The 21,490-nt window shown below is 49.4% G+C and carries 22 protein-coding genes; 5 read left to right on the top strand and 17 right to left on the bottom strand.

Translation table 11 applies throughout. From position 1 onward, the window contains the following. Position 1: 1 nt before the first annotated feature. The 6 genes from ACM615_RS16470 to ACM615_RS16445 all read right to left on the bottom strand — a co-directional run bounded on the left by ACM615_RS16470 (position 2) and on the right by ACM615_RS16445 (position 6,332). Positions 2-559, bottom strand: a complete 558-nt coding sequence (locus ACM615_RS16470) for a pilus assembly protein (RefSeq protein WP_129638093.1) — start codon at positions 557-559, stop codon at positions 2-4. A gap of 18 nt (positions 560-577) precedes the next feature. Then, positions 578-2,026, bottom strand: coding sequence for a type II and III secretion system protein (locus ACM615_RS16465; protein ID WP_129638094.1), 1,449 nt, complete (start codon positions 2,024-2,026; stop codon positions 578-580). A 22-nt stretch (positions 2,027-2,048) separates the two neighbouring features. Further along, the gene (locus tag ACM615_RS16460) at positions 2,049-2,513 is read right to left on the bottom strand and encodes a TcpQ domain-containing protein (protein ID WP_232829847.1); all 465 of its coding nucleotides are present in this window, start codon (positions 2,511-2,513) and stop codon (positions 2,049-2,051) included. Between the two features lie 55 nt (positions 2,514-2,568). Next, on the bottom strand, positions 2,569-4,236 hold the full coding sequence (locus ACM615_RS16455; protein ID WP_129638095.1) for a pilus assembly FimT family protein: 1,668 nt from the start codon (positions 4,234-4,236) through the stop codon (positions 2,569-2,571). Between the two features lie 95 nt (positions 4,237-4,331). After that, positions 4,332-5,030 carry a prepilin-type N-terminal cleavage/methylation domain-containing protein gene (locus tag ACM615_RS16450; protein ID WP_129638096.1) on the bottom strand — a complete coding sequence of 233 codons (699 nt, stop codon included), beginning with the start codon at positions 5,028-5,030 and terminating at the stop codon, positions 4,332-4,334. Positions 5,031-5,627: 597 nt separating this feature from the next. Continuing rightward, a complete protein-coding gene (locus tag ACM615_RS16445; RefSeq protein WP_431012197.1) occupies positions 5,628-6,332 on the bottom strand; it encodes a pirin family protein in 705 nt (234 codons plus the stop codon). 110 nt (positions 6,333-6,442) lie between these two features. Between ACM615_RS16445 and ACM615_RS16440 the strand changes: the two genes are divergently transcribed. Then, the gene (locus ACM615_RS16440; protein WP_112288085.1) at positions 6,443-7,348 is read left to right on the top strand and encodes a LysR family transcriptional regulator; all 906 of its coding nucleotides are present in this window, start codon (positions 6,443-6,445) and stop codon (positions 7,346-7,348) included. A 43-nt stretch (positions 7,349-7,391) separates the two neighbouring features. Here the strand turns inward: ACM615_RS16440 and ACM615_RS16435 are convergent, their stop codons facing one another. The 10 genes from ACM615_RS16435 to ACM615_RS16390 all read right to left on the bottom strand — a co-directional run bounded on the left by ACM615_RS16435 (position 7,392) and on the right by ACM615_RS16390 (position 14,573). Continuing rightward, positions 7,392-8,375, bottom strand: coding sequence for a glutathione S-transferase family protein (locus ACM615_RS16435; protein ID WP_431012196.1), 984 nt, complete (start codon positions 8,373-8,375; stop codon positions 7,392-7,394). A 165-nt stretch (positions 8,376-8,540) separates the two neighbouring features. Next, positions 8,541-8,933 (bottom strand): DoxX family protein, encoded by a 393-nt coding sequence (locus tag ACM615_RS16430; protein WP_112288087.1) that lies wholly within the window; start codon positions 8,931-8,933, stop codon positions 8,541-8,543. Positions 8,934-9,171: 238 nt separating this feature from the next. Beyond that, entirely contained in the window at positions 9,172-9,456 is a 285-nt protein-coding gene (locus ACM615_RS16425) for a YqjK-like family protein (RefSeq protein WP_113876740.1), read from the bottom strand. Next, positions 9,453-9,860: a phage holin family protein gene (locus ACM615_RS16420; protein WP_431012195.1), complete on the bottom strand. Its 408-nt coding sequence runs from the start codon at positions 9,858-9,860 to the stop codon at positions 9,453-9,455. The genes ACM615_RS16425 and ACM615_RS16420 overlap by 4 nt, the downstream gene beginning before the upstream one ends. Before the next feature lie 2 nt (positions 9,861-9,862). Continuing rightward, a complete protein-coding gene (locus ACM615_RS16415; RefSeq protein WP_013577208.1) occupies positions 9,863-10,165 on the bottom strand; it encodes a DUF883 family protein in 303 nt (100 codons plus the stop codon). A gap of 158 nt (positions 10,166-10,323) precedes the next feature. Further along, complete coding sequence (locus ACM615_RS16410) at positions 10,324-10,701, bottom strand: DUF1090 domain-containing protein (RefSeq protein WP_112288090.1); 378 nt, start codon at positions 10,699-10,701, stop codon at positions 10,324-10,326. Positions 10,702-10,841: 140 nt separating this feature from the next. Continuing rightward, a complete protein-coding gene (gene mzrA, locus ACM615_RS16405; protein WP_431012194.1) occupies positions 10,842-11,225 on the bottom strand; it encodes an EnvZ/OmpR regulon moderator MzrA in 384 nt (127 codons plus the stop codon). Then, positions 11,222-11,905 (bottom strand): DedA family protein, encoded by a 684-nt coding sequence (locus ACM615_RS16400; protein WP_129638099.1) that lies wholly within the window; start codon positions 11,903-11,905, stop codon positions 11,222-11,224. Before ACM615_RS16400 ends, mzrA begins: the two co-directional genes overlap by 4 nt. Before the next feature lie 409 nt (positions 11,906-12,314). Beyond that, entirely contained in the window at positions 12,315-13,091 is a 777-nt protein-coding gene (gene exuR / locus ACM615_RS16395) for a transcriptional regulator ExuR (RefSeq protein WP_112288093.1), read from the bottom strand. A 189-nt stretch (positions 13,092-13,280) separates the two neighbouring features. Beyond that, the gene (locus ACM615_RS16390) at positions 13,281-14,573 is read right to left on the bottom strand and encodes an MFS transporter (RefSeq protein ID WP_112288094.1); all 1,293 of its coding nucleotides are present in this window, start codon (positions 14,571-14,573) and stop codon (positions 13,281-13,283) included. 959 nt (positions 14,574-15,532) lie between these two features. On the opposite strand from ACM615_RS16390, the gene uxaC reads away from it, so the two are divergent. The 4 genes from uxaC (at position 15,533) to ACM615_RS16370 (ending at position 20,726) form a co-directional block, all read left to right on the top strand. After that, positions 15,533-16,945, top strand: a complete 1,413-nt coding sequence (gene uxaC, locus ACM615_RS16385) for a glucuronate isomerase (protein WP_129638100.1) — start codon at positions 15,533-15,535, stop codon at positions 16,943-16,945. A 168-nt stretch (positions 16,946-17,113) separates the two neighbouring features. After that, positions 17,114-18,565: a tagaturonate reductase gene (locus tag ACM615_RS16380; protein WP_431012193.1), complete on the top strand. Its 1,452-nt coding sequence runs from the start codon at positions 17,114-17,116 to the stop codon at positions 18,563-18,565. A 10-nt stretch (positions 18,566-18,575) separates the two neighbouring features. Beyond that, complete coding sequence (locus ACM615_RS16375; protein ID WP_431012192.1) at positions 18,576-20,066, top strand: UxaA family hydrolase; 1,491 nt, start codon at positions 18,576-18,578, stop codon at positions 20,064-20,066. A gap of 96 nt (positions 20,067-20,162) precedes the next feature. Continuing rightward, positions 20,163-20,726 (top strand): YgjV family protein, encoded by a 564-nt coding sequence (locus ACM615_RS16370; protein WP_112288098.1) that lies wholly within the window; start codon positions 20,163-20,165, stop codon positions 20,724-20,726. Positions 20,727-20,750: 24 nt separating this feature from the next. Here the strand turns inward: ACM615_RS16370 and ACM615_RS16365 are convergent, their stop codons facing one another. Further along, a complete protein-coding gene (locus ACM615_RS16365) occupies positions 20,751-21,482 on the bottom strand; it encodes a proteasome-type protease (RefSeq protein ID WP_129638102.1) in 732 nt (243 codons plus the stop codon). Positions 21,483-21,490: the final 8 nt, after the last annotated feature.

The following is a 21,490-nucleotide window of genomic DNA, read 5'->3' as shown; positions in this document are numbered from 1 at the left end:
GTCATCCAGAAATTATACTGTACAAAAATATTGAAGATGCAATGAGTAGAATTAATACGCCACAGGCAACACCCGACCAGAACAGCCTTTGTCTTCTTTTATAAATTAGTTGGTTTTCTTTGCATGATTCAGCAATGCAGTCCAGTTGTGCCGGCGTGATTTCCGATACCTGTAGTCGTGAGTATCTCGATGTAGGTAAGGTTTCCACGATTTCAGAAAAAAAACTCTCTGTAATGACGCAGTCGCTTCCACTAATGATGATGCCATCCATAATCATTAATAGATAAGTTTTATGATCACCTGCATCGAAATGATAAATACCATCGCCGTAAAGGTTTCGGAGATGAACTGCAAAAGATTCACAGCCTGGTGCTGTCTTTACAGAATAGCCAATCAGTTCATTTGTATTAGCTTCATCCTGTACGCGGTAAACATACATGCGGTGACTTCGCCGTATATTCACCATCCACCTCATATAACCGGCATCCATATTGTCGTGACCGGATGGTTCCCAGATTAACCCTGTCAATATATTATTACGTGACAATGTATTTAACATGATAGCCATCTCAATAAATTAACGATTTAAAGGCGCACGGTAATAGTCAATTCCTACGACCATGACAACGGTATGTTCATTGTCCTCTGCACTTTGTCCATAACCCAACATCTGGTACTGCTTATTTTTATTCAGTTCGTTCATTTCATATTTTGCAACCATGAGTAAACTGCCAGGGTTAACCGCCGTGGAGTTAAACATTTCCGTCGTTGTCACATTAGGTAACTGTACGGTATCAAATACATCTATCGAGTTTAACTGGCTCTTGGTAAATCCACTGGTGACTTCCACACGGCCATCCGTCATGACACGCGGAGTGATAATAAAACTGGTACCGGTGATTATTTCAGCTGTTTCGATCTCGACATCTTCATCACCGCTGTCTTTATTCACCGTCCGTGTACGTCCGGAGACATAGTGCTGAGAATTGGTCATATTGAGCGGAATTGGGGTGTTATTCCGTGTCACAAATGAACCACTCTGCAACACTTTGCTCCCGGTAAGGGAATACAGTGCGTTGAGTTTTGCATCAATGCTCAGTGCGCGGTCAGCCCCGCCCGCGATAGTCATGCCTCCTCCCAGCATATCCATCATTGCTGTATCGATAATGACGCTGCTGCCCCCATCCACGTAAGACATATTCAGACCAGCACCATATTCTTCCATTTTTTCTTTATTAAGAGTGAAGATTTTGTAAGTAACGACGAATTGACGGTTATTGTCATCCTGGTATCTTTTTAATACATCACTCAATATCTTATATTCTGACGGGCGACCGGTCAGCGTAACGATTGAAGCATCCTTAAAGACGCTGTACATGCCGCTTGAAACATATTTTTCTGCCATATCCTCGACATCATCCCAGAATGAGGATTCAAACTTAGTTTCAGATTTTCCTTCCAGGCCACCGCTGCTGACTGCGTCATTGGATAAGTCCAGGCTGGCTTCGAATTTGTTATTTTCGCCGTAAAAATCAAGCTTGATAGCATAAACACTAAACGCATCAATCTTAAGAATATTATTCTCATCCAGATTGGTTTTAACGTCATAAAGGGCAGAGATATAGCGCATAAATTCCTCAAAGGTGCCAGTGAAATTAATGCTATGCGCTTCAATATTGACTTTTCCGGCATCGGCACCTTTTACACCCGGGATATCTAAATTAATCCTATGGCTGACTCCTGTTTGTGCCAATAAAACATCCAGAACGGTATTTAGGTCTGTAGGTTCATAAGAGTTAATGGCGACTTTTTTAGCCAGTAAGTGCTGACGTGTTGAACTATAGTCAACTTTTTTCCCTAAATAAGCTGTGTCATATTTAATGTAGGGTTTGACCTTCATTTCATCTGCGGACGTCGCACCCGGCAAGGCATCTTTAACATTGCCGCGTGAAAAATGTTTATTAAAACTTCCCGCGCAGCCCTGCAAAAGAAGCGTCAATATCATAAATCCAATTTTGGTTTTCATATCCCTATCCTGAACTTTTCAGTTACATATCATCAATAATTAGTACGCGATTCTTCTGATAGTTTTTTATAATCAATCCATAGTTTTCAGAAGAAAATAGCTTGCCTAGCTCTGTCAGTACTTCGTCATCATCTTTACCGGCGAGAATGATGTGGCTATAAATCAAATAATCATTTTTGCTCTGCCAGAGAAGCTTATATCCCAGACTGTCTGCCCATCTTTTAATTCCCTGACTCAAAAGTTCACCACTGTTGAGTGTCAGAGGAAATGTCAATGGAACCGGTGCGGGCGACAACATCGTTGTAGTAGTCGTTGAAGTGGCTTTGGCAGCGGCATTCTCTCCACCAGAGAAAGGATTGTGTGGTGTCTCTGGCGAGATATTTGCGGGAACGGGCGTCAGGTTTAAGTCCGCATTAACCGCTGCCTGAGCAAATTGCCCGAGGGACAGTAATAAAGTAATAAACCATCCCAGTAATCTAATTTTCATTTTCTTCATCCTGAAATTTTCAAAAATATACTTACAACCCGTTGGCGATATGCAATCAATTTGGCGGCATGGGTATGGAATCATTTAACTCTGGTTGTTTTATCGAACTACACCATGAGGTCAGTACAACGGAAAGTGAACTCGGATTAATAACGCTAACACCTTGCCCCGTCACATTGTCAAAAACACCGCTGGTTGCACTGATCACCCAGTAATCGCCTTTGGCATCATCTTTAATAAGATTCACTTGCACGGCGACGCCACTTAAATGATCTAATACACCTGTAGTGGTTCTCCGGTTATTTTCACTATTGGAAAAGTCGGTGAAGTCTCCACCGTCTTCATCTTCGCCTTCTGATGTTTCCAGCTTACCCACATCAGCCGCTATAGAAGAAATGGCGGCAGCCATTCTTGGGTAAAGCTGTCGCGGCACTTTCTGCGGGTCAACGGGATCGGGCGGAGCCTGAGGGCAAGTTTGTACGGGAAGCTTGATGTGGCCTGGTTCATCAGTGACTTTTTTATTGTAATTATCCGGGTCATCAACAATGACATCATTGGTACCTGTGTCCTTTTTATTACCAAAAGACTGGTAGGAAACCACCGGACTGGTCATTAAGGCGACGACATTACCTTTTTCCGGGTCAAATGCCTCACCTTCAAAAATGACATTGGCCATTAACGTGCCCGTGACTGTCTGATTATTGGCATTTTTATTGGTCAGATGCATCACGCCTCCATCCTGATTGCGACCTGTGCCGTTTTCAACTTCAAGACAGTGAGTCATCATATTTTCTTTATAATTCCAGCACAGTTTGTTTACACCGACTGAGCCGTCCGGCTTGACGTTTTTCCCGACGCCCGCCTTGAAACTGAAACGGACGCCCATTTGCCCTATATTTTGATTAATATCATCCAGATAAGACGCCATATTGCCAAATGGAACGGCATTATCTGCTGCCTTGGCATTATTTGTTTTTAACAACTTCCAGCCGGTACCAAAGTTTGTGGCTTGTGTATTTTTTTCATCGTTACGATAGAGATAGTCGGCCTGAATGAACGTCAGATCGTAATGGGAAAATGCCTTGCTAAAGGCGGTGGCATAACTTTCGATGGAAAATTTATCAACATCACTTTTACCATTACGTCCTGGATGAAAACTAATGAAAAAATCTACCTGATCAATGGCACGTGAGTCATTCGGACCGATCAGATCGACGCGTTCAAGTACTAAATATCTGTCCTGACTGTCCGCAGGTTGCTTACAGGGCAAGTCCTCCGTATTGAATTCGTCATCTGCAACTTTCTGATTCGTTGAGCTGTAGCAGCGGTGGCTGGTAAAATACCCGCGTGCCTGACTATTGTCCCATTTAATGTAATCATTCTTATCACCCGGTTCTTCATTTGGCTTATTATTAAAACGCGTGGCGTAAGCTTTTCCTTTTTCACTGGAAGCTGATATTTCAGGGTTATAGAGAGGGTTTACGATAAAATCTAATTCTCCATCTGCATCGCTATCCGTGGTGAGTTGCAGATTATCTTTATTAACAAACTGTAAAAAACCATGAATTTCACCTGCGAGTACATTGGTTAGGTTCTCCCTTGCAACCGATTCGATCTGTTTTTTCTTATAAAGAGAGAATGAGGTGAATACGACACCCATAATACCCATGACGATAATCATTTCCAATAAGGTAAACCCTTTACTGTTTCTTACCCCTGGCATACACATTCTCATCATTTCAACGTCATCGAAAATGAGCCTGCAACAATAATCGCGGCAGGCTCCTGTTTTAATAAAGGATAGTTTTAATGTTTTACTTATTTACTGCCTAATACCAGTGCGTTGTCTGATCCGACGGAGCTATCACAAAAACCAGTGCCAACAATGGTTTCTGGTGTTAATTTGTCTTCAGTCAGTGTCTTAAGAATCGGCGCTGTAGCTGTGCCTGATAATGACGTTGGCGCCGATGCTAATACTCCACCTGCAGCAACCTCATCAGAAGCGACATAGTCCCATTGTCCGCCAATCTGAGAGGCAATATTACGGCAATCTTCTGTATCAAGGCCATTAATGACAAGGTAGAAACCTTTCATCTTCGTATCAGCAGTCGCGTACTTAACGCCACCCAATTCGAACGGGTCATTTGATATACCATTGAAAGCTTCCCCAACCGAAATTTTACCCATTTTAACCAGAGTAGAAATGATTGAGCCTGTTGTATCGGTTGCACTACCGATATCCGATTTAGTCAGTGCCGCTGCAGACGCAGTAGCCGGATATTCAGCGCTGTCTTTATAAGCTTCTGTTGTCCCCACGCGGACTGAGTTAGTATTATCGGCTAATTCACTGATGTCCTGTGCTGTGAAGGCACGGTTTGCCAACACAACTACACCGGCTGCAATAATACCGATAATGCCCAGAACGATGATGATTTCCAGTAAGGTAACACCACGCTGTTTTTTAAGTTCCTGATACTGATTTGCTTTACGCTTTAATGCAGTAATTGCATTTTTCATACCTTAATCCTTAGGCTTGAAATAAATTTTATAAATCACGTAGTAATACGATCCCGCTGGAATAGAGCAAGATTCTTATAAAGAAGAAATATATACACTAACGTCTTAATGTTATTACTAACGTTTTAAAGGCAGTAGTTCATGGCCATTCCCTTTATAAAAAATCAATCCCATTAACCAGCGCCGGAAATCATAGAGCAAAAAAAAGAATGCGTATAGATAATAAATCAGATCAAACGAATTAAATGTAATTCATATGAACTATTAGGAGGTGTTAATAATAAGATCATTTTGATGAATATTATATATATAGTCATTGCCTGACTTTCAAATATAAATTTGAGTGATCATTCAGGGTTGGCCTTCACATGAGGGCAAGGTTTTTTTGTGCGGTATTATCAATGGGATAGAGGGTTTTTGATTCGTTTTCTCATTCCGTTTGAACCAGTGAGTCTATCGGGTAACGACTGCTGTCAGATGACTCATTTATTACGTATTTTCATCACTCTTTTTATGGAATAATGTTATTTGAGCATTTAAAAAACGCCGGACAGGTTGCCCTGCGCGGCGTTTTATTTTCTTCGTGTTCCTCAAAATTCATACCGGCATATCAATTAGCAGTGCGCGTAACGGTGTAATGGCGGAAACCGTCAGACTGTTTTCCTGATGGATAAACGCGCCATCACCACAGGCCAGTTTTTGTAGCTCGCGGCTGGCCGAACCCTGTGCATCTATCTGTCCGTGAATCGATTGCAAATAGGCGCGCGGTCCGCGCACCGGCAGCGTGATTTGTTCACCCGCTCCTAAATCCAGATGATGGATCCACACGTTTTGCCGCAGTTGCAGGCTGCCCTTTTCACCGTCCGGTGAGGCGAGCAGGAAATGCGTGGTTTCTGGCAGCGTCATTTTCTGGGTGAGTGCGTTTTCATGCTCAGGACAGGCATCCAGCCACAACTGCATTCGCGTTAGCGGCTGACTGGCGCTGGTGTTCAGTTCGCTGTAACTGACATTGGGCTGGGCCGATAATAATGCCGCTTCCCCGGCTTGCGCCCGGACACTGTTGCCTGCGCTGTCGCGATATTCCGCTGCGCCTTGCAGGATAATATTCAGCACATCAACTCGCGGATAGGTACGTGGCTGGAAACTGGCACCCGGCGCCAGCACTTCCTGGTTCAGGACGCGCAATGACGCATAGCCCATGAGCTTCGGATCAAAGTAATGGCCAAAGGAAAATGTATACCGTGCCTGGAGCCAGCCAAAGTCAGCGGTACCGCACTCTTTTGCCGTTCTGCTGGTGATCATGGCGGTCGCCTCTCTTAAAAATTTCGATGTATAAATGGTAAGCGTCTGGACGTGTGATTGTTAGCCAGTTAATCTGGTCGCTATATTCAAATTTCCTGAAAGAGAAGAGAATGGCTAAGGATCGCGCACTCACACTGGAAGCCTTACGGGTCATGGATGCCATTGACCGCCGGGGAAGTTTTGCTGCTGCCGCCGACGAGCTGGGCCGCGTCCCGTCTGCATTGAGCTATACCATGCAGAAGCTGGAAGAGGAGCTGGATGTGGTGCTGTTTGACCGTTCAGGTCATCGGACAAAATTCACCAACGTTGGCCGGATGCTGCTCGAACGCGGACGTGTGTTGCTGGAAGCGGCCGACAAGCTGACGGTCGATGCCGAAGCCTTAGCGCGCGGCTGGGAAACTCACATCACCATCGTGTGTGAGGCTTTATCGCCTGCTGCGCAATTGTTCCCGCTGATTGAAAAGCTGGCGCTGAAAGCCAATACACAGGTGTCATTGATAACGGAAGTGCTGGCCGGTGCATGGGAGCGTCTCGAGCAGGGGCGTGCGGATATCGTTATCGCGCCCGATATGCATTTCCGCTCTTCCACTGAAATTAACAGCCGCAAGCTCTACAAACTGGTCAGCGTGTATGTTGCTGCGCCGGACCATCCGATCCATCTCGAAGCCGAGCCATTATCTGACGTCAGCCGGGTGAAATACCGTGGCATTGCCGTGGCGGATACCGCCCGTGAGCGTCCGGTGTTAACCGTTCAGTTGCTGGATAAACAGCAGCGCCTGACCGTCAGTACCATCGAAGAGAAACGCAAAGCCTTGCTGGCAGGATTAGGCGTGGCGACGATGCCTTATCCGATGGTCGAGAAAGACATCGAGGAAGGGCGTCTGCGGGTGGTCAGCGCGGAATATAACCGTGAGACGGATATTATCATGGCGTGGCGCCGTGACAGCATGGGCGAGGCAAAAGCCTGGTTCCTGCGTGAAATTCCAAAGTTACTGGCGACGCGGGAAGTGAAGTAAATTTTCCTTCCCCTTTTGTGAAAGGGGAAGGCGCAGAACTCAATCAAAAACGCGTATTGCGGCCGTGTTCAGACTCTAAATCCTGTGCCGGTCCGGTCGAGATTATGCCGTAAGGATTGATGGTCGCGTGGCTGCGGTAATAGTGATTACGGATATGGGCAAAATCCACCGTGTCACGAATGCCCGGCATCTGGTAGATATCGCGCAGGAAACCGTACAGATTCGGGTAATCGCTGATCCGGTAGCGGTCACACTTGAAGTGCGTGACGTACACCGGATCAAACCGCACCAGCGTGGTCCACAAACGGAGATCGGCTTCAGTCAGCTGATTACCGGTCAGATAACGGTGTTTACTCAGCAGTTCCTCGGCCCGTTCCAGCGCCGCGAAAACACCGTCAACCGCTTCATCGTAAGCGTCCTGAGACGTCGCGAAACCCGCCTTATACACACCATTGTTGATCTGCGGATAGACCCACTCATTAATTTCATCAATCGCCGGACGTAACGCCTCGGGATAATAATCTCCGGCTTTTGCACCCACGGCATCAAACGCGCTGTTAAACATGCGGATGATATCGGCGGACTCATTGCTGACGATGGTTTGCTGTTTTTTATCCCACAGGATCGGCACGGTAACGCGACCCGTATAATCATTCTGCGCCCGCAGATAGATCTCATAGGCGTAGTTGAGATGATACAAATCATCGCCGGTTGCGGCCGGGAAATCAGTGCCGAAAGTCCAGCCATGTTCCAGCATCAGCGGATGAACGACAGAAACCGGAATAAACTCTTCCAGCCCTTTCAGCGTACGCATCAATAATGTGCGGTGCGCCCACGGACAGGCCAGTGAAACATACAAATGGTAGCGGTCGCGCTCTGCGGCAAAACCGCCCACGCCGTGCTCGCCAGGAGTGCCATCCGGCGTTATCCAGTTGCGAAACTGTGCTGCTGAACGTTTGAAATGACCGCCGGTCGACTTGGTGTCGTACCAGGTGTCCTGCCAAACGCCATTGACGAGTTGTCCCATATTTCCTCCTTCCCCGTCATCCTTCGAGCCGTAACCCGAATGATTCAGGCGAGATTTACAGATAACTAATAAAAAAGGGCGAGGTGATAAATCACATCGCCCTGCAGGTCACTCTTTTGTCTTATTTAATTATAGCGTGGATGTTGCTCCCTGGTGCCGGGGCAATTACCAGTTTTTCTTGATCAGACGGTCGATGCTGAATGCGCCCGGGCCGGAAGCGAACAGTACGAAGAAACCACCGGCGATGGACAGGTTTTTCATGAACATCATCTGGTTCACGCCCTGTGCGAAATCAGTGTGGAAAATCAGTGCAGTCAGAATGGTGAAGATTGCAGTGATCAGCGCCGTAGTACGGGTGAAGAAACCAAACAGAATCGCCAGACCGCCGCCGAATTCAAGCAGGATAGTCAGTGGCAGGAAGAAGCTTGGCACGCCCATAGACGTCATGTAACCCGCAGTCGCGGTGTAACCGTTGATTTTGCCCCAGCCTGCAACGATGAACAGGATTGGCATCAGAATACGGGCAACCAGCAAAGCAGTGTCTTGTAACTTGTTCATTTTCTACTCCAGATTAATATGCCCAAGGCGGGCTAAAATGTTACCGGTCCGGTCAGAAAATGTTTCATGCCGTTACCGCATCAGTTGATGACGAGATAATAAGTCGGATGGTTACGCTTTGTTAGCAAGTAAAACTGTTGGAATGCTTCAAATAAATTGAACAGCTGAGAGATTGTTATTCAAAAAGAAAAGGGCTGATTGTTTTCCAATCAGCCCTTTTAACAGGAGGAGGTTGAGGCTATTTGTTGCCGATGGTTTTACGGAACAACCTGACGGTGCCCCAGATGCCAAAAGCACGCCGTGACCAGCGGACGACCGCACTGGGATGGCGGATACCATAAACTGCCAGCAGGCTTGAGCCCACGACCAGATATTTACGCATATCTACCAGTTTTACCCAGTAATGGTCTACTTTCGCGGTGGCCTCCAGCCAGTCAGAACCGGCCTGAGAAAGCTCGCCACGCTGACGCTCGATTTTGCGCAGCAGTCTGACTTTTTCGATAGCGCGGTCCGGAATACTCATTGCTGGTCATCCTTTTCTAACAGGGCGCGATCAACGTCCAGTTGCTTGCGGGTGAGGCTGAGCAACGTGGAGCGTTTGGCTTTCGCCAGCGTCATTGCGCCAAGGATCACTGCCAGAAGCAGCAATACGCCCGTCGTCGTGGCTATCGCCGTAAGACGATAGGCCGGATCGATGGCCCAGAACAACACCACCAGCAAACTCATCAGACCAAAAGCGGTAAGTATCAGGGTAATCCCGACCATGAGCAGTAATTGGAAAATATTGGCCTTTTCCTCTTCCAGCTCGATAACGGCCAGCCTGACACGCGATTCAACAATGCTCACCATGACAGTAGCGATGCGTGAAACGATGTCAAACAACCCTTTTCCTGGTCCTTGTGGTGCAGGTTTAATTGGCTCAGCCATAATTAGCGGCGGGCTAACAGAACGCCGATGACAACGCCGACTGCGGCACCAATACCAACGCCAGTCCAGGGTTTTTCATGTACGTAATCGTCGGCTTTACCGGCAATTTCTTTAGTCTGATAGGCAATCTTATCGCCCGTATCGCTCAGACGTTCGCGGGTATCTTTAAGCAGGGATTCTGCTTTGCCACGCAGTTTATCGAGTTCAGCTTTCGGCTTATCGGTAGAGGTCTGAAGAACTTCTTCCAGCGTATCTGCCAATGACTTGAGTTCAGCGCGCAGTTGTTCTGATGTATTACTAGCCATGTGTAAGTCACTCCATACGTTAACTGATTCGAACTTTTAACATAGCGGATATTCAGGTTATCGCAAATACGAATTATCTGTTAACACCCACAGAAACCCTGAAAAATCCGCTATATCGCGGTAAATCTAACTACGGAAATCGACTCTGGCAGAAAGGATTACTTCGCTTCAGCTTCTTTCAGTTCAGACTTCGCTTCGTCCAGTTTATGCTGCTTTTTGATGACTTTGTCATGATCGCCTTTCGCCTGAGCTTCTTTCAGCTCCTGCTCACGTTCTGCGACTTTTTCACGTTTTTCTTCAATTTTTTTCTGCTTTTCAGCTTGCAGACCGGCTTCGGTGCAATGTTCTTTATTCTCGCGCAGCGCTTTCTCCAGTCCGTCGACACGGTTCTGATTGTTGTGCGCACGAGCTTCGTCGATTTGCTTCTGGATTTCATTTTGCTTAGTGGCGCAGGTTTCTGGCTGCGATGCCGCAAAGCTGGCCGTGGTGAACAACAGGGCAGGGGCGAAAACGAGGGCAGTTAATGTCAGTTTCATCTTGTAGCTTCCTTTTAATGATTAAGTGAGTGTGGCACTTAATTTCCTAAATGATTAGTTGAGTGAATAACTCGCTTTGAATGATATCACCGCTGAATGGGCGGTGATATCAGATGAATCCCCTTTTGTCGCTAAGGGAATTATCCAAATTTCAGACGGTCGCGATCCAGTTTATGGATCCACGCTTTTGCGGTCGGCTGTTCGAAGTACTGAATCATAAATCCCGGCGGCAGAATATCCTGCAAGGCTTCTTCTGCCAGTTTGCGCTCAGATGAAGAATCAAGCTGAACCACCAGCCCGTCATTGAGCGGCGTAATGCTTTTGATATGGATGCCCCGCTGACTGAGGCTCTGGTAAACATAAAAGCCGTCAGGCAGTGACGTCCCGGTTCTGGCAGGGCGAATTTGCAGTGCGCTGGCAGGCACCGGCAGGTGCCATAATGCCAGTCCGAACATGGCCACAATCGCGACCAGCATCAGCATCCCCGGCCAGATGAATGACCGGCTTTTCAGCCTCTGGCTCATGATGTGCTCTTACCTTTGTTCTGACGGTCTGCATGTTTTTTCCGCCACAACACGACGATTGATCCCACCAGTCCGCCGATTAACAACAGCACTGGTAACAGCATCAGGCAATTCATGACCTGATCTTCATACTTGAGGAACAGCGGCGTTTTACCGAGGAAATATCCCAGCGAGGTCAGGATCAGGATCCACAGCAAGCCGCTGACCCAGTTGAAAAACTGAAAACGACTGTTGCTCAGTCCTGACAGGCCGGCAATCGTTGGCAAGAGTGTGCGGACAAAGGCCAGAAAACGGCCCACTAACAGCGCCGAAAGGCCGTGCTTATGGAAAAGAGCATGCGCGCGTTCGTGATAATGCACGGGGAGATGTGCCAGCCAGCTTTGTACTATTCGCGTATTCCCCAGCCATTTTCCCTGCGCGTAACTGAGCCAGCAACCCAGGCTCGCCGCACTGGTGAGCAGGAACAGCGTTAACGGGAAATTCATCGCGTCTTTGGCTATCAGAACACCGACCAGGATCAGCAGGCTGTCACCGGGCAAAAATGCCGCAGGAAGCAGGCCGTTTTCCAAAAAAATAATCATGAATAAAATCAGGTACAGCGCCCAGACCAGTGAAGGGTCCGCGAGGGTTTTATAATCTTGTTGCCAGAGGGCATCGATGAGTGAGGTGATAATTTCCATCTGTCTTGTGAAACTCCATCATTTTCAGTGAGTCAGCAAAAGCATCAGCGGAGAAAATGTCTCGACGCTGCCTGCCTGGCTGATAGGGTAGCCAAGTCCCTGGCGGGTTATTTGTTCTGATGCCGTTGTTTCTGATCCCATTAGTTTTGATGGCATTGTATTTACGCGCCATTTTGCTTTCTGAAACGTGACCCAAACGGGTAAAAAAAGTGGTCTAACTGTAACAAAATACCAATAGCTCAGACAGGTAAATATAGCGCGTTGAGGCCGATCATTTAAGTCTGAAGCGCGTTTGGGAAAGGGTTTTACATTGGCTGACACTACTCGACAGTGTCTGACAGGTTCTGCGGGCGAGCGGGGAGAAAGTGTAAAACGGCAGGTTGGGGGAATTAACCTGCCTTAAAGGGAATTATTTGGTGTTGAGCAACGGCGGATCGAGATGCACGACCGGGTTTTCTGAGTACAGATAACGGTCTACGTTGAACTCGAAATCATCACTTGTGGCGCGGAAAAGCATTTGCTTGGTGTTTTCCAGATGCTGCCACATCGCCAGTTTCGCCGCGTGCGGATCACGGCGGATCAGCGCTTTCAGGATCAGGTCATGATCTTCGCACCAGCTTTCAATCGACTTCTCGTCGATGTGCTCATGCAGTTTGCGCCAGTAAGGATTGTGTAACCGCTGGCTCCACATCTTCTCAACAATGGTCGCCAGTGCGCTGTTTTGTGTCGCCTGTGCAACCTGCACATGGAATTTCAAGTCCCACTCAGAATCACGAAAACGGTCTTCCTGCCGCGCATGTTCCTGAATTTCCATCAGACGCATGATGTCTTGTTTCGTCACCTGAGTCGCGGCGAATTCAGCGATGTTACTTTCTATCAGCTGACGCGCCTGTAAAAGCTCAAACGGACCGGAGGTTCCAAACTCACTACCACAATCCGGCACCACCAGATGGCGCTGCTGGTTTGACATGACATGAATGCCCGACCCTTTACGCACTTCCACGTAACCTTCAACTTCGAGCATGATAATCGCTTCACGCACCACGGTGCGGCTGACATCCATTTCATCAGAAATCAGTCGTTCGGCCGGTAACTTCTCACCAACCGGGTACAAACCTGTTTCGATGCGTTCCTTGAGCGTAGCAGCCAGTTGTTGATAAAGGCGTCTGGTGTCTGTGGATTCCATATGAGTGCTCTTTAAAGTAGTGAAACCTGTAAGAAGTAAGTGTCGGACAGACCTGTGAACTTATTATACAAGTGCCAGTATACGATTTACGAAAGGCTGTTGCACCGTGCATTGGGCAGAAAGGCTTTGGAGAAATGTCAGAAAACAGCAAAGCCCGGTAAAAGCATTACCGGGCTTTAATTCGATGGATCAGGCTTTTGCGGTTTTGAGCGGAGCCGGAGCCACTTCTGCTGCTGAGCGGTTTTGCAGCACAGTCCAGATGATGATTGCACCGAGCAGGTCAAAGACCGCGAGCGCTGCAAACAGCGGGCTGAAACCAATGGTATCGGCCAGCGCACCCACCACCAGAGCAAACATGGTACTTGCCATCCAGGCCGCCATCCCGGTCAGGCCGTTGGCTGTCGCCACTTCGTTACGACCGAACACGTCAGAAGACAAGGTGATCAGCGCACCGGACAGTGACTGGTGAGCAAATCCACCGATACACAGTAAAGCGATGGCTGCGTAAGGGCTGGTGAACAGGCCGATCATGCCAGGGCCAATCATCAGAACCGCACCCATGGTGACCACCATTTTACGGGAAACGATCAGGTTAACTTTGAAGTATTTCTGGAATAACGGTGGCAGATAGCCGCCCAGGATACAGCCGAGGTCAGCAAACAGCATCGGCATCCAGGCAAACATCGCGATTTCTTTCAGGTTGAAGCCATACACTTTGAACATGAACAGCGGGATCCAGGCGTTGAATGTCCCCCAGGCGGGTTCAGCCAGGAAACGTGGCAGCGCGATGCCCCAGAACTGACGGTTACGCAGGATCTGCATGGCAGACATTTTCTTGCCGTTGTCAGTCTGATGCTGTGCTTCCTGACCTTCCAGAATGTAATCACGTTCTTCAGTGCTGAGTTTCTTCTGATCTTTAGGATGCTTATAAAACACCAGCCAGCCCAGTGCCCAGACCAGGCTTAACGCACCGGTAATGATGAAGGCCAGCTGCCAGCTGTGCATCACGATACACCAGACGACCAGTGGTGGCGCAATCATCCCGCCGATTGAGGAACCGACGTTGAAGTAACCGACGGCAATTGAACGCTCTTTGGCCGGGAACCATTCGCTGCTGGCTTTCAGACCGGCAGGGATCATGGCGGCTTCGGCCATACCGACCGCACCACGGGCGATAGCCAGGCCACCCCAGCTGCTTGCCAGCGCGGTTGCCATACAGAAAATGGCCCACATGATAGCGAACATCGCGTAACCGACTTTGGTGCCCATTACGTCGAGCACGTAACCCGCCACCGGCTGCATCAGGGTATAACAGGCAGAATAGGCGGCGATAATATAAGAATATTGCTGTGTGCTGATGTTCAACTGGCTCATCAGCGTAGGTGCTGCGGCGGCAATAGCGTTACGTGTCAGATAACCCAGTATCGTGCCGCAGGTAACCAGCGCGATCATGTACCAGCGTAACCCTTTAATCTTAGCCATTTAACTCTCTCCCAGTAAATAATCCGGCGATGACAGCGACAGGCTGTCAGGGCGTTTTTCGCACCACCTGAATAAGCGTGGGGTTCTGGCTTTCCTTAACGTTTTCCGGGTACCACGCCGCCAGAAGATTTCACTGGGAGCTGCCCGATGCTTAACGCACTGCTTTATTGTTATTTGTGCGTTTGGATCCGATGAACGTCCTGGACACCAGAAAGATTGCTTCGCCATGGTCTGATTGAGCCCGGGAAGTGATTTGCCCGGGCAACAGCGAAAGGACGTGGCAGGTAATCTCTGACGCTCTTGTCCGGGCGAAGCAAAGATAACTTGTCATACAGATTTAAAATTTGAATGACATCACAAAACCACATTTATATTGTGTGGTTACTTAACTTTTTTAACTACAGAGTTATTTACTTGATTTTACAATGAAAAGTGCATTTAACATGATGAGCTTCACATTTTTCAGAAAGTGATTAACAAAGATACCGAAATTATCGAAACGTAATTGGTGTAACAACTTTACCGAATGATCACATTTAATCTGAACAGTTAATGAACAGGATTATTTTTCCAAAATGACTGATAAGTTGTCGGTAAGAGTAAAAATGCATTAACAAAGCCCTGAGCAGCAGGCTTCTGGCGCGATATGAAACGCAGACGGGAAATGAGTAAGGGGCAAAACGCTGTTTTGTCATATCTGGTGCGAATTAACTTGTCATACAGATTTAAAGTTTGAGTGACATCACAAAATGACACTCTGATTGTGAGGATAATAGGTCACAGCGGTTTATAGCTTTAACGCTATTATTTTACAGAGAGTTAGTGGGTTTTTATGGTCTCGGATCGCCCGCTTCTGCAGGGTTAACCCCCTAAAAAGAGCTGGACGACAATCTAAATTGGTGTGATAACTTCGCACCATTGAGTGATAACTCTACAGAATTCATGATGAGGAACCTAAGATGGCGCAGTTTTTAACGGAAGACTTCCTTCTCGACACAGAATTCGCACGTCGCCTGTATCACGACTATGCGAAAGATGAGCCAATTTTCGACTACCACTGCCATTTGCCGCCTGAGCTGATTGCACAGGACTACAAATTTAAAAACCTGTATGACATTTGGCTGAAAGGCGATCACTACAAATGGCGCGCGATGCGTACCAACGGTGTGCCTGAGCGTATGTGTACAGGTGATGCCAGCGATCGCGAGAAATTTGACGCCTGGGCTGCAACGGTTCCTCACACTATCGGTAACCCGCTTTACCACTGGACGCACCTTGAATTGCGCCGTCCGTTTGGTATCACCGGCAAACTGCTTTCCCCGTCTACCGCGGGTGAAATCTGGGAACGCGGTAACGAACTGCTGGCGCAGGATGACTTCTCTGCCCGCGGCATCATGAAACAGATGAACGTGAAAATGGTCGGCACTACTGATGACCCGATCGATTCTCTGGAACATCATAAAGCGGTGGCACAAGATTCCAGCTTTGATGTCAAAGTGCTGCCAAGCTGGCGCCCGGACAAAGCCTTCAACATTGAAGCGGGCACGTTCGTCGATTACATGAAGAAACTGGAAGCGGCGGCAGATGTCTCCATTACCCGTTTCAGCGATCTGCGTGATGCCCTGAAAAAACGAATGGATCACTTTGCGGCGCACGGTTGCAAAGTCTCTGACCATGCGCTGGACGTAGTCGTTTACGGCGAAGCGGACGACGCGACGCTGGACGGTATTTTGTCCCGTCGTCTGAACGGTGAAACGCCGACAGCGCAAGAAATTGCTCAGTTCAAAACCGGTGTTTTGCTGTATCTGGCTTCTGAATATCAGCGTCGTGAATGGGTACAGCAGTATCACATTGGCGCGCTGCGCAATAACAACACCCGTATGTTCCAGTTGATTGGGGCAGATGTCGGTTTCGACTCCATTAACGACCAGCCGCTGGCAGAACCGCTGTCAAAACTGCTGGGCGCGCAGGGTCTGGCCGGTGGCCTGCCAAAAACCATTCTGTACTGTCTGAACCCGCGTGATAACGAAGTGATCGGCACCATGGTCGGTAACTTCCAGGGCGAAGGGATGCCGGGCAAAATGCAATTCGGTTCCGGCTGGTGGTTTAACGACCAGAAAGACGGCATGCAACGTCAGATGACACAGCTTGCCAACCTGGGCTTACTGAGCCGCTTTGTCGGCATGCTGACCGATAGCCGCAGCTTCCTGTCCTATACGCGTCATGAATATTTCCGTCGCATCCTGTGCCAGATGATCGGTCGCTGGGTGGAAGATGGCGAAGCACCGGCAGACATCGAACTGCTGGGCAATATGGTGAAAAACATCTGCTTCGACAACGCCAAACAGTATTTCCAGATCGAACTGAACTGATCTGCATGAACTAAGCAGTCATCACTAGACAGTAACGGAGCGCAGATCCCTGCGCTCCTGAAACAAAATCATAAATAACAAATAATTATCCCAACAGAGAACGACGGCCACGGGGCGATTTTTCCGCCCTCAAAGACCGGAGTCTGAGCAAATTAAGGTGAATGTGAGATGCAAAGGTTAAATCGCCGTGACTTCCCTGGCCGTCAGCACCCGGACAAAATTATTCAATTTGGTGAAGGTAACTTCTTACGTGCGTTTGTTGACTGGCAAATCGACCTGCTGAATGAACATACTGATCTCGATGCCGGTATCGTAGTGGTGCGCCCGATTGATACTGATTTTCCGCCTTCACTGAGCACTCAGGATGGTCTGTATACGACCATCATCAGCGGTCTGAACGAGCAGGGTGAAACAGTGCGTGATACCCGCATCATCCGTTCCGTTAATCGCGAAATTAATATCTACCATCAGTTTGATGAATATCTGGCGCTGGCCCGCGACCCGAATATCCGCTTCGTGTTCTCCAACACCACCGAAGCCGGTATCAGCTATGTCGAGAGCGATCGTCTGGAAGACGCGCCTCCGGCAAGTTTCCCGGCCAAGCTGACCCGTTTGCTGTTCGAGCGTTTCACGCATTTCTCCGGTGCGACTGATAAAGGCTGGGTTCTGCTGCCTTGCGAACTGATCGACTACAACGGCGAGGCATTGCAGGAACTGGTGCTGCGTTACGCGCAACAATGGTCGCTTCCGGCGGCATTCACCCAGTGGCTGGAAAACAGCAATACATTCTGCTCAACGCTGGTTGACCGCATCGTCACCGGTTATCCACGCAGTGAGGTCGACAGCCTGCAGGAAGAACTGGGCTATCAGGACAGCTTCTTTGACAGCGCGGAGCACTTCTACCTGTTCGTCATTCAGGGGCCAAAAAGTCTGGCGCAGGAACTGCGTCTGGACAAATTGCCGCTGAATATCCGTCTGGTTGATGACATCAAACCGTACAAAGAACGCAAAGTGGCGATCCTCAACGGCGCGCACACTGCGCTGGTGCCGGTGGCCTTCCTGGCAGGACTGAATACTGTGGGCGAGTCGATGAATGACGCGCAAATCAGCCGCTTCGTCGAACTGGCGATCGCCGAGGAAATCTCGCCGGTGCTGAACCTGCCGCAGGATGAACTGACGTCGTTTGCACAGGCGGTGCTCAGCCGTTTCCGTAATCCGTTCATTCAGCATCAGTTGCTGTCGATTGCCCTGAATGGCATGACCAAATACCGCACCCGTATTTTGCCGCAACTGCTGGCGAGTCAGGAAAAGAATCAGCTTCTGCCTCCGCGGCTGACCTTTGCGCTGGCGGCGTTACTGGCGTTTTACCGGGGTGAGCGTAACGGTGAAGTTTATCCGCTGCAGGACGATGCACACTGGCTGAGCCGTTTCTCCGGCCTGTGGAGTGATGTGCGTAACGGCAGCCTGCCGTTAATCGGGCTGGTCGAAACTGTGCTGGCGGATGAAGAACACTGGGGACGTGACCTGAATACCGTGCCGGGTCTGACGGCAAAAGTGACCGAGCAATTGCAGGCGATTGATGATCGCGGCATGCGTGATGCGTTGGCGGCTTACAGCTAAGAGAGCAACTATGCAAAGTATCATTCAAATTCATACCGCTGATAATGTCGCTGTGGCCTTACGCGATATCGACGCGGGCGAGCAGGTTGAAGCGGGCGGGTATTCCGTTGTTCTGGCTCAGCCTGTGGCGCGTGGTCACAAGTTTGCCCTGCGCCCGATTGCGGCCGGGGAAAACATTGTTAAATACGGTTTGCCGATCGGGCATGCGCTGGCGGACATTGAGGCGGGCGTGCATATTCACTCGCAAAATGGCAAAACCAATCTCAGCGATCTGGACGAATACCAGTATCAGCCTGATTTCGCCACTGTACCTGAACAGATGGCGGATCGTGATGTGCAGATCTACCGCCGTAAAAACGGTCAGGTCGGGATCCGTAATGAACTGTGGCTGATCCCGACCGTTGGTTGCGTCAACGGGATCGCCCGTCAGATCCAGACACGTTTCCTGAAAGAAACCAATGACGCGGAAGGCACCGACGGTGTTTACCTGTTTACGCATCCGTTTGGTTGCTCGCAACTGGGCGACGACCATGTGAACACCCGTACCATGCTGCAAAACATGGTGCGCCACCCGAATGCGGGCGCAGTGCTGGTGATCGGCCTCGGTTGTGAAAACAATCAGGTGGATGTGTTCCGTGAAACGCTGGGCGACGTTGACGAAGAGCGTGTGCGTTTCATGACGCTGCAAAAATTCGACGACGAAGTGGAAGCCGGACTGGAACGTCTGCGCGAGTTGTATGCCGTGATGCGTGACGATAAACGCGAGCCGGGCAAACTCAGCGAGCTGAAATTTGGCCTGGAATGCGGCGGTTCTGACGGCTTGTCAGGCATCACCGCTAACCCGCTGCTGGGACGTTTCTCTGATTACGTGATCGCCAACGGCGGGACTTCGGTGCTGACAGAAGTGCCTGAAATGTTTGGTGCGGAACGCATTCTGATGAGCCGTTGCCGCGATGAAGATACGTTTGAGAAAACCGTTCACATGGTGAATGATTTCAAACAGTACTTCATCGAACACAATCAGCCAATTTACGAGAATCCGTCTCCGGGTAACAAAGCGGGTGGTATCACCACGCTGGAAGAAAAATCGCTGGGCTGTACGCAGAAAGCCGGTCAAAGCCCGGTGATGGACGTGCTGAAATACGGCGAACGTCTCACCACGCCGGGGCTGAACCTGCTGAGTGCGCCGGGTAACGATGCCGTTGCCACCAGTGCGCTGGCGGGTGCCGGTTGCCATATGGTGCTGTTCAGTACCGGCCGCGGTACGCCATACGGTGGTTTTGTTCCGACGGTGAAACTGGCAACCAACAGCGAACTGGCGGCGAAAAAACCGCACTGGATCGATTTCGATGCCGGACAACTGATCCACGATGTGAGCATGGATCAGCTGCTGGGTGAATTTGTGAATCTGATCGTGGCGATCGCCGATGGCCGCAAGGCCAAAAATGAACTCAATGATTTCCGTGAATTAGCCATCTTTAAAAGCGGTGTCACATTGTAACCGCTCAGGTTTATCGTTAGGATGAAACGGCGTTTCAGTTATGAAGCGCCGTTTGCTTTTGCAGCGCAAGACCTCCACGTATGAGACTCCTGACAAATGACGTATTACTGGTTTGCCCAGTCAGTTGGTGTTGTGGCCTTCGTGGTCGGCATCACGATGTTTTTCAACCGCAGCGACCGACGCTTCAAACAACAGCTTTCTGCCTACAGCGCCATTATCGGCGTGCATTTCCTGATGATGGGCGCAGCCCCTGCAGGCATGAGCGCCTTACTAAATTCCCTGCGCACGCTGATTTCACTGCGCACCCGTAACCAGTGGATCATGGTAGTTTTCATTGTGCTGACGCTGGTGTTAGGGCTTAGCCGCGCACATCACTGGGTAGAATTATTGCCGGTCGGCGCGACAGTGGTCAGTACCTGGGCGCTGTTTCGCACCAGCGGGCTGACCACGCGCTGCATTATGTGGTGCTCAACCTGCTGCTGGGTAGTGCACAACATCTGGCTCGGTTCGATTGGCGGATCGCTTATCGAAGGCAGTTTTCTGGTCATGAACGGCTTTAATATCATCCGCTTCCGCCGCCTGCAACTGCGCGGTATCGACCCGTTCGAGGTCGAGAAGAAGATAGTTCAGAAGATGGATGAAAATAAAGCAGCGGAGTGAGATATCACTCCGCCAGAAGCGGATTTACTCGTCCAGTTTCAGCGGCGGTAACTGACCAAAAATGCTCAGCAGCCCTTCGCCCCAGCCTTTGCGGATCATGTCGAAATACGGGTGCGTTTCGGTGATGCGGTGCTGTTGCGCGGCGCTGAAACTGTCGGTCGGATAGGTCATCACATCCAGTGGCAGGCCGACGGAAAGATTACTGCGCAGCGTCGAATCCATCGAAATCAGCGCACATTGCATCGCCTGATCCAGCGCGGTGTCGTAGCTCAGCACGCGATCAATAATCGGCTTGCCGTACTTACTTTCACCGATCTGAAAATACGGCGTGTCGTGTGTGGCTTCGATGAAATTCCCCTGCGGATAAATGTGGAACAGCCGCAGGCCTTCGCCCTTAATCTGGCCGCCGAGCAGCAGGTTGCAGCTGAAATCCGTATTGCCGCCCTGATTCGCGCCGCTGTCCCGTGCAATCACTTCACGTACCGTTTCACCCAGCAGGCTGGCGGCATCGTACAGCGACGCCACGTTCAGCAGGTTCTCCCGCTCATCGTCTAAGCAGCGGCGATGCAGCAGGCTGATAATGCTTTGCGTGGTCGCCAGATTTCCGGCGCTCTGGATCACCAGCACGCGTTCATCACTTTGATGAAAAACATGCAGTTTACGGAAGGTGGAAATATGGTCCACTCCGGCATTGGTGCGTGAGTCTGACACAAACACCAGGCCTGAGGACAAGCGCATGGCCACACAGTAAGTCATAAAAATTT

Source organism: Rahnella sp. PAMC25617 (assembly GCF_050606005.1).
GTDB classification, from domain to species: Bacteria; Pseudomonadota; Gammaproteobacteria; order Enterobacterales; family Enterobacteriaceae; genus Rahnella; species Rahnella variigena.
The sequence above is the reverse complement of the archived record's forward strand: the minus strand, read 5'-3'. Positions and strand labels throughout refer to the sequence as shown.

Excerpts from the sequence above, each read along its gene's own strand:
- ACM615_RS16400 (WP_129638099.1), bottom strand. The coding sequence starts at position 11,905 with ATGGAAATTATCACCTCACTCATCGATGCCCTCTGGCAACAAGATTAT.
- ACM615_RS16420 (WP_431012195.1), bottom strand. The coding sequence starts at position 9,860 with ATGGCTGAGCCAATTAAACCTGCACCACAAGGACCAGGAAAAGGGTTG.
- uxaC (WP_129638100.1), top strand. The coding sequence starts at position 15,533 with ATGGCGCAGTTTTTAACGGAAGACTTCCTTCTCGACACAGAATTCGCA.
- ACM615_RS16465 (WP_129638094.1), bottom strand. The coding sequence starts at position 2,026 with ATGAAAACCAAAATTGGATTTATGATATTGACGCTTCTTTTGCAGGGC.
- ACM615_RS16370 (WP_112288098.1), top strand. The coding sequence starts at position 20,163 with ATGACGTATTACTGGTTTGCCCAGTCAGTTGGTGTTGTGGCCTTCGTG.
- ACM615_RS16390 (WP_112288094.1), bottom strand. The coding sequence starts at position 14,573 with ATGGCTAAGATTAAAGGGTTACGCTGGTACATGATCGCGCTGGTTACC.
- ACM615_RS16440 (WP_112288085.1), top strand. The coding sequence starts at position 6,443 with ATGGCTAAGGATCGCGCACTCACACTGGAAGCCTTACGGGTCATGGAT.
- ACM615_RS16460 (WP_232829847.1), bottom strand. The coding sequence starts at position 2,513 with ATGAAAATTAGATTACTGGGATGGTTTATTACTTTATTACTGTCCCTC.
- ACM615_RS16455 (WP_129638095.1), bottom strand. The coding sequence starts at position 4,236 with ATGCCAGGGGTAAGAAACAGTAAAGGGTTTACCTTATTGGAAATGATT.
- mzrA (WP_431012194.1), bottom strand. The coding sequence starts at position 11,225 with ATGAGCCAGAGGCTGAAAAGCCGGTCATTCATCTGGCCGGGGATGCTG.
- ACM615_RS16430 (WP_112288087.1), bottom strand. The coding sequence starts at position 8,933 with ATGAACAAGTTACAAGACACTGCTTTGCTGGTTGCCCGTATTCTGATG.
- ACM615_RS16410 (WP_112288090.1), bottom strand. The coding sequence starts at position 10,701 with ATGAAACTGACATTAACTGCCCTCGTTTTCGCCCCTGCCCTGTTGTTC.
- ACM615_RS16415 (WP_013577208.1), bottom strand. The coding sequence starts at position 10,165 with ATGGCTAGTAATACATCAGAACAACTGCGCGCTGAACTCAAGTCATTG.
- ACM615_RS16425 (WP_113876740.1), bottom strand. The coding sequence starts at position 9,456 with ATGAGTATTCCGGACCGCGCTATCGAAAAAGTCAGACTGCTGCGCAAA.
- ACM615_RS16380 (WP_431012193.1), top strand. The coding sequence starts at position 17,114 with ATGCAAAGGTTAAATCGCCGTGACTTCCCTGGCCGTCAGCACCCGGAC.
- ACM615_RS16435 (WP_431012196.1), bottom strand. The coding sequence starts at position 8,375 with ATGGGACAACTCGTCAATGGCGTTTGGCAGGACACCTGGTACGACACC.
- exuR (WP_112288093.1), bottom strand. The coding sequence starts at position 13,091 with ATGGAATCCACAGACACCAGACGCCTTTATCAACAACTGGCTGCTACG.
- ACM615_RS16445 (WP_431012197.1), bottom strand. The coding sequence starts at position 6,332 with ATGATCACCAGCAGAACGGCAAAAGAGTGCGGTACCGCTGACTTTGGC.
- ACM615_RS16450 (WP_129638096.1), bottom strand. The coding sequence starts at position 5,030 with ATGAAAAATGCAATTACTGCATTAAAGCGTAAAGCAAATCAGTATCAG.
- ACM615_RS16365 (WP_129638102.1), bottom strand. The coding sequence starts at position 21,482 with ATGACTTACTGTGTGGCCATGCGCTTGTCCTCAGGCCTGGTGTTTGTG.
- ACM615_RS16470 (WP_129638093.1), bottom strand. The coding sequence starts at position 559 with ATGTTAAATACATTGTCACGTAATAATATATTGACAGGGTTAATCTGG.
- ACM615_RS16375 (WP_431012192.1), top strand. The coding sequence starts at position 18,576 with ATGCAAAGTATCATTCAAATTCATACCGCTGATAATGTCGCTGTGGCC.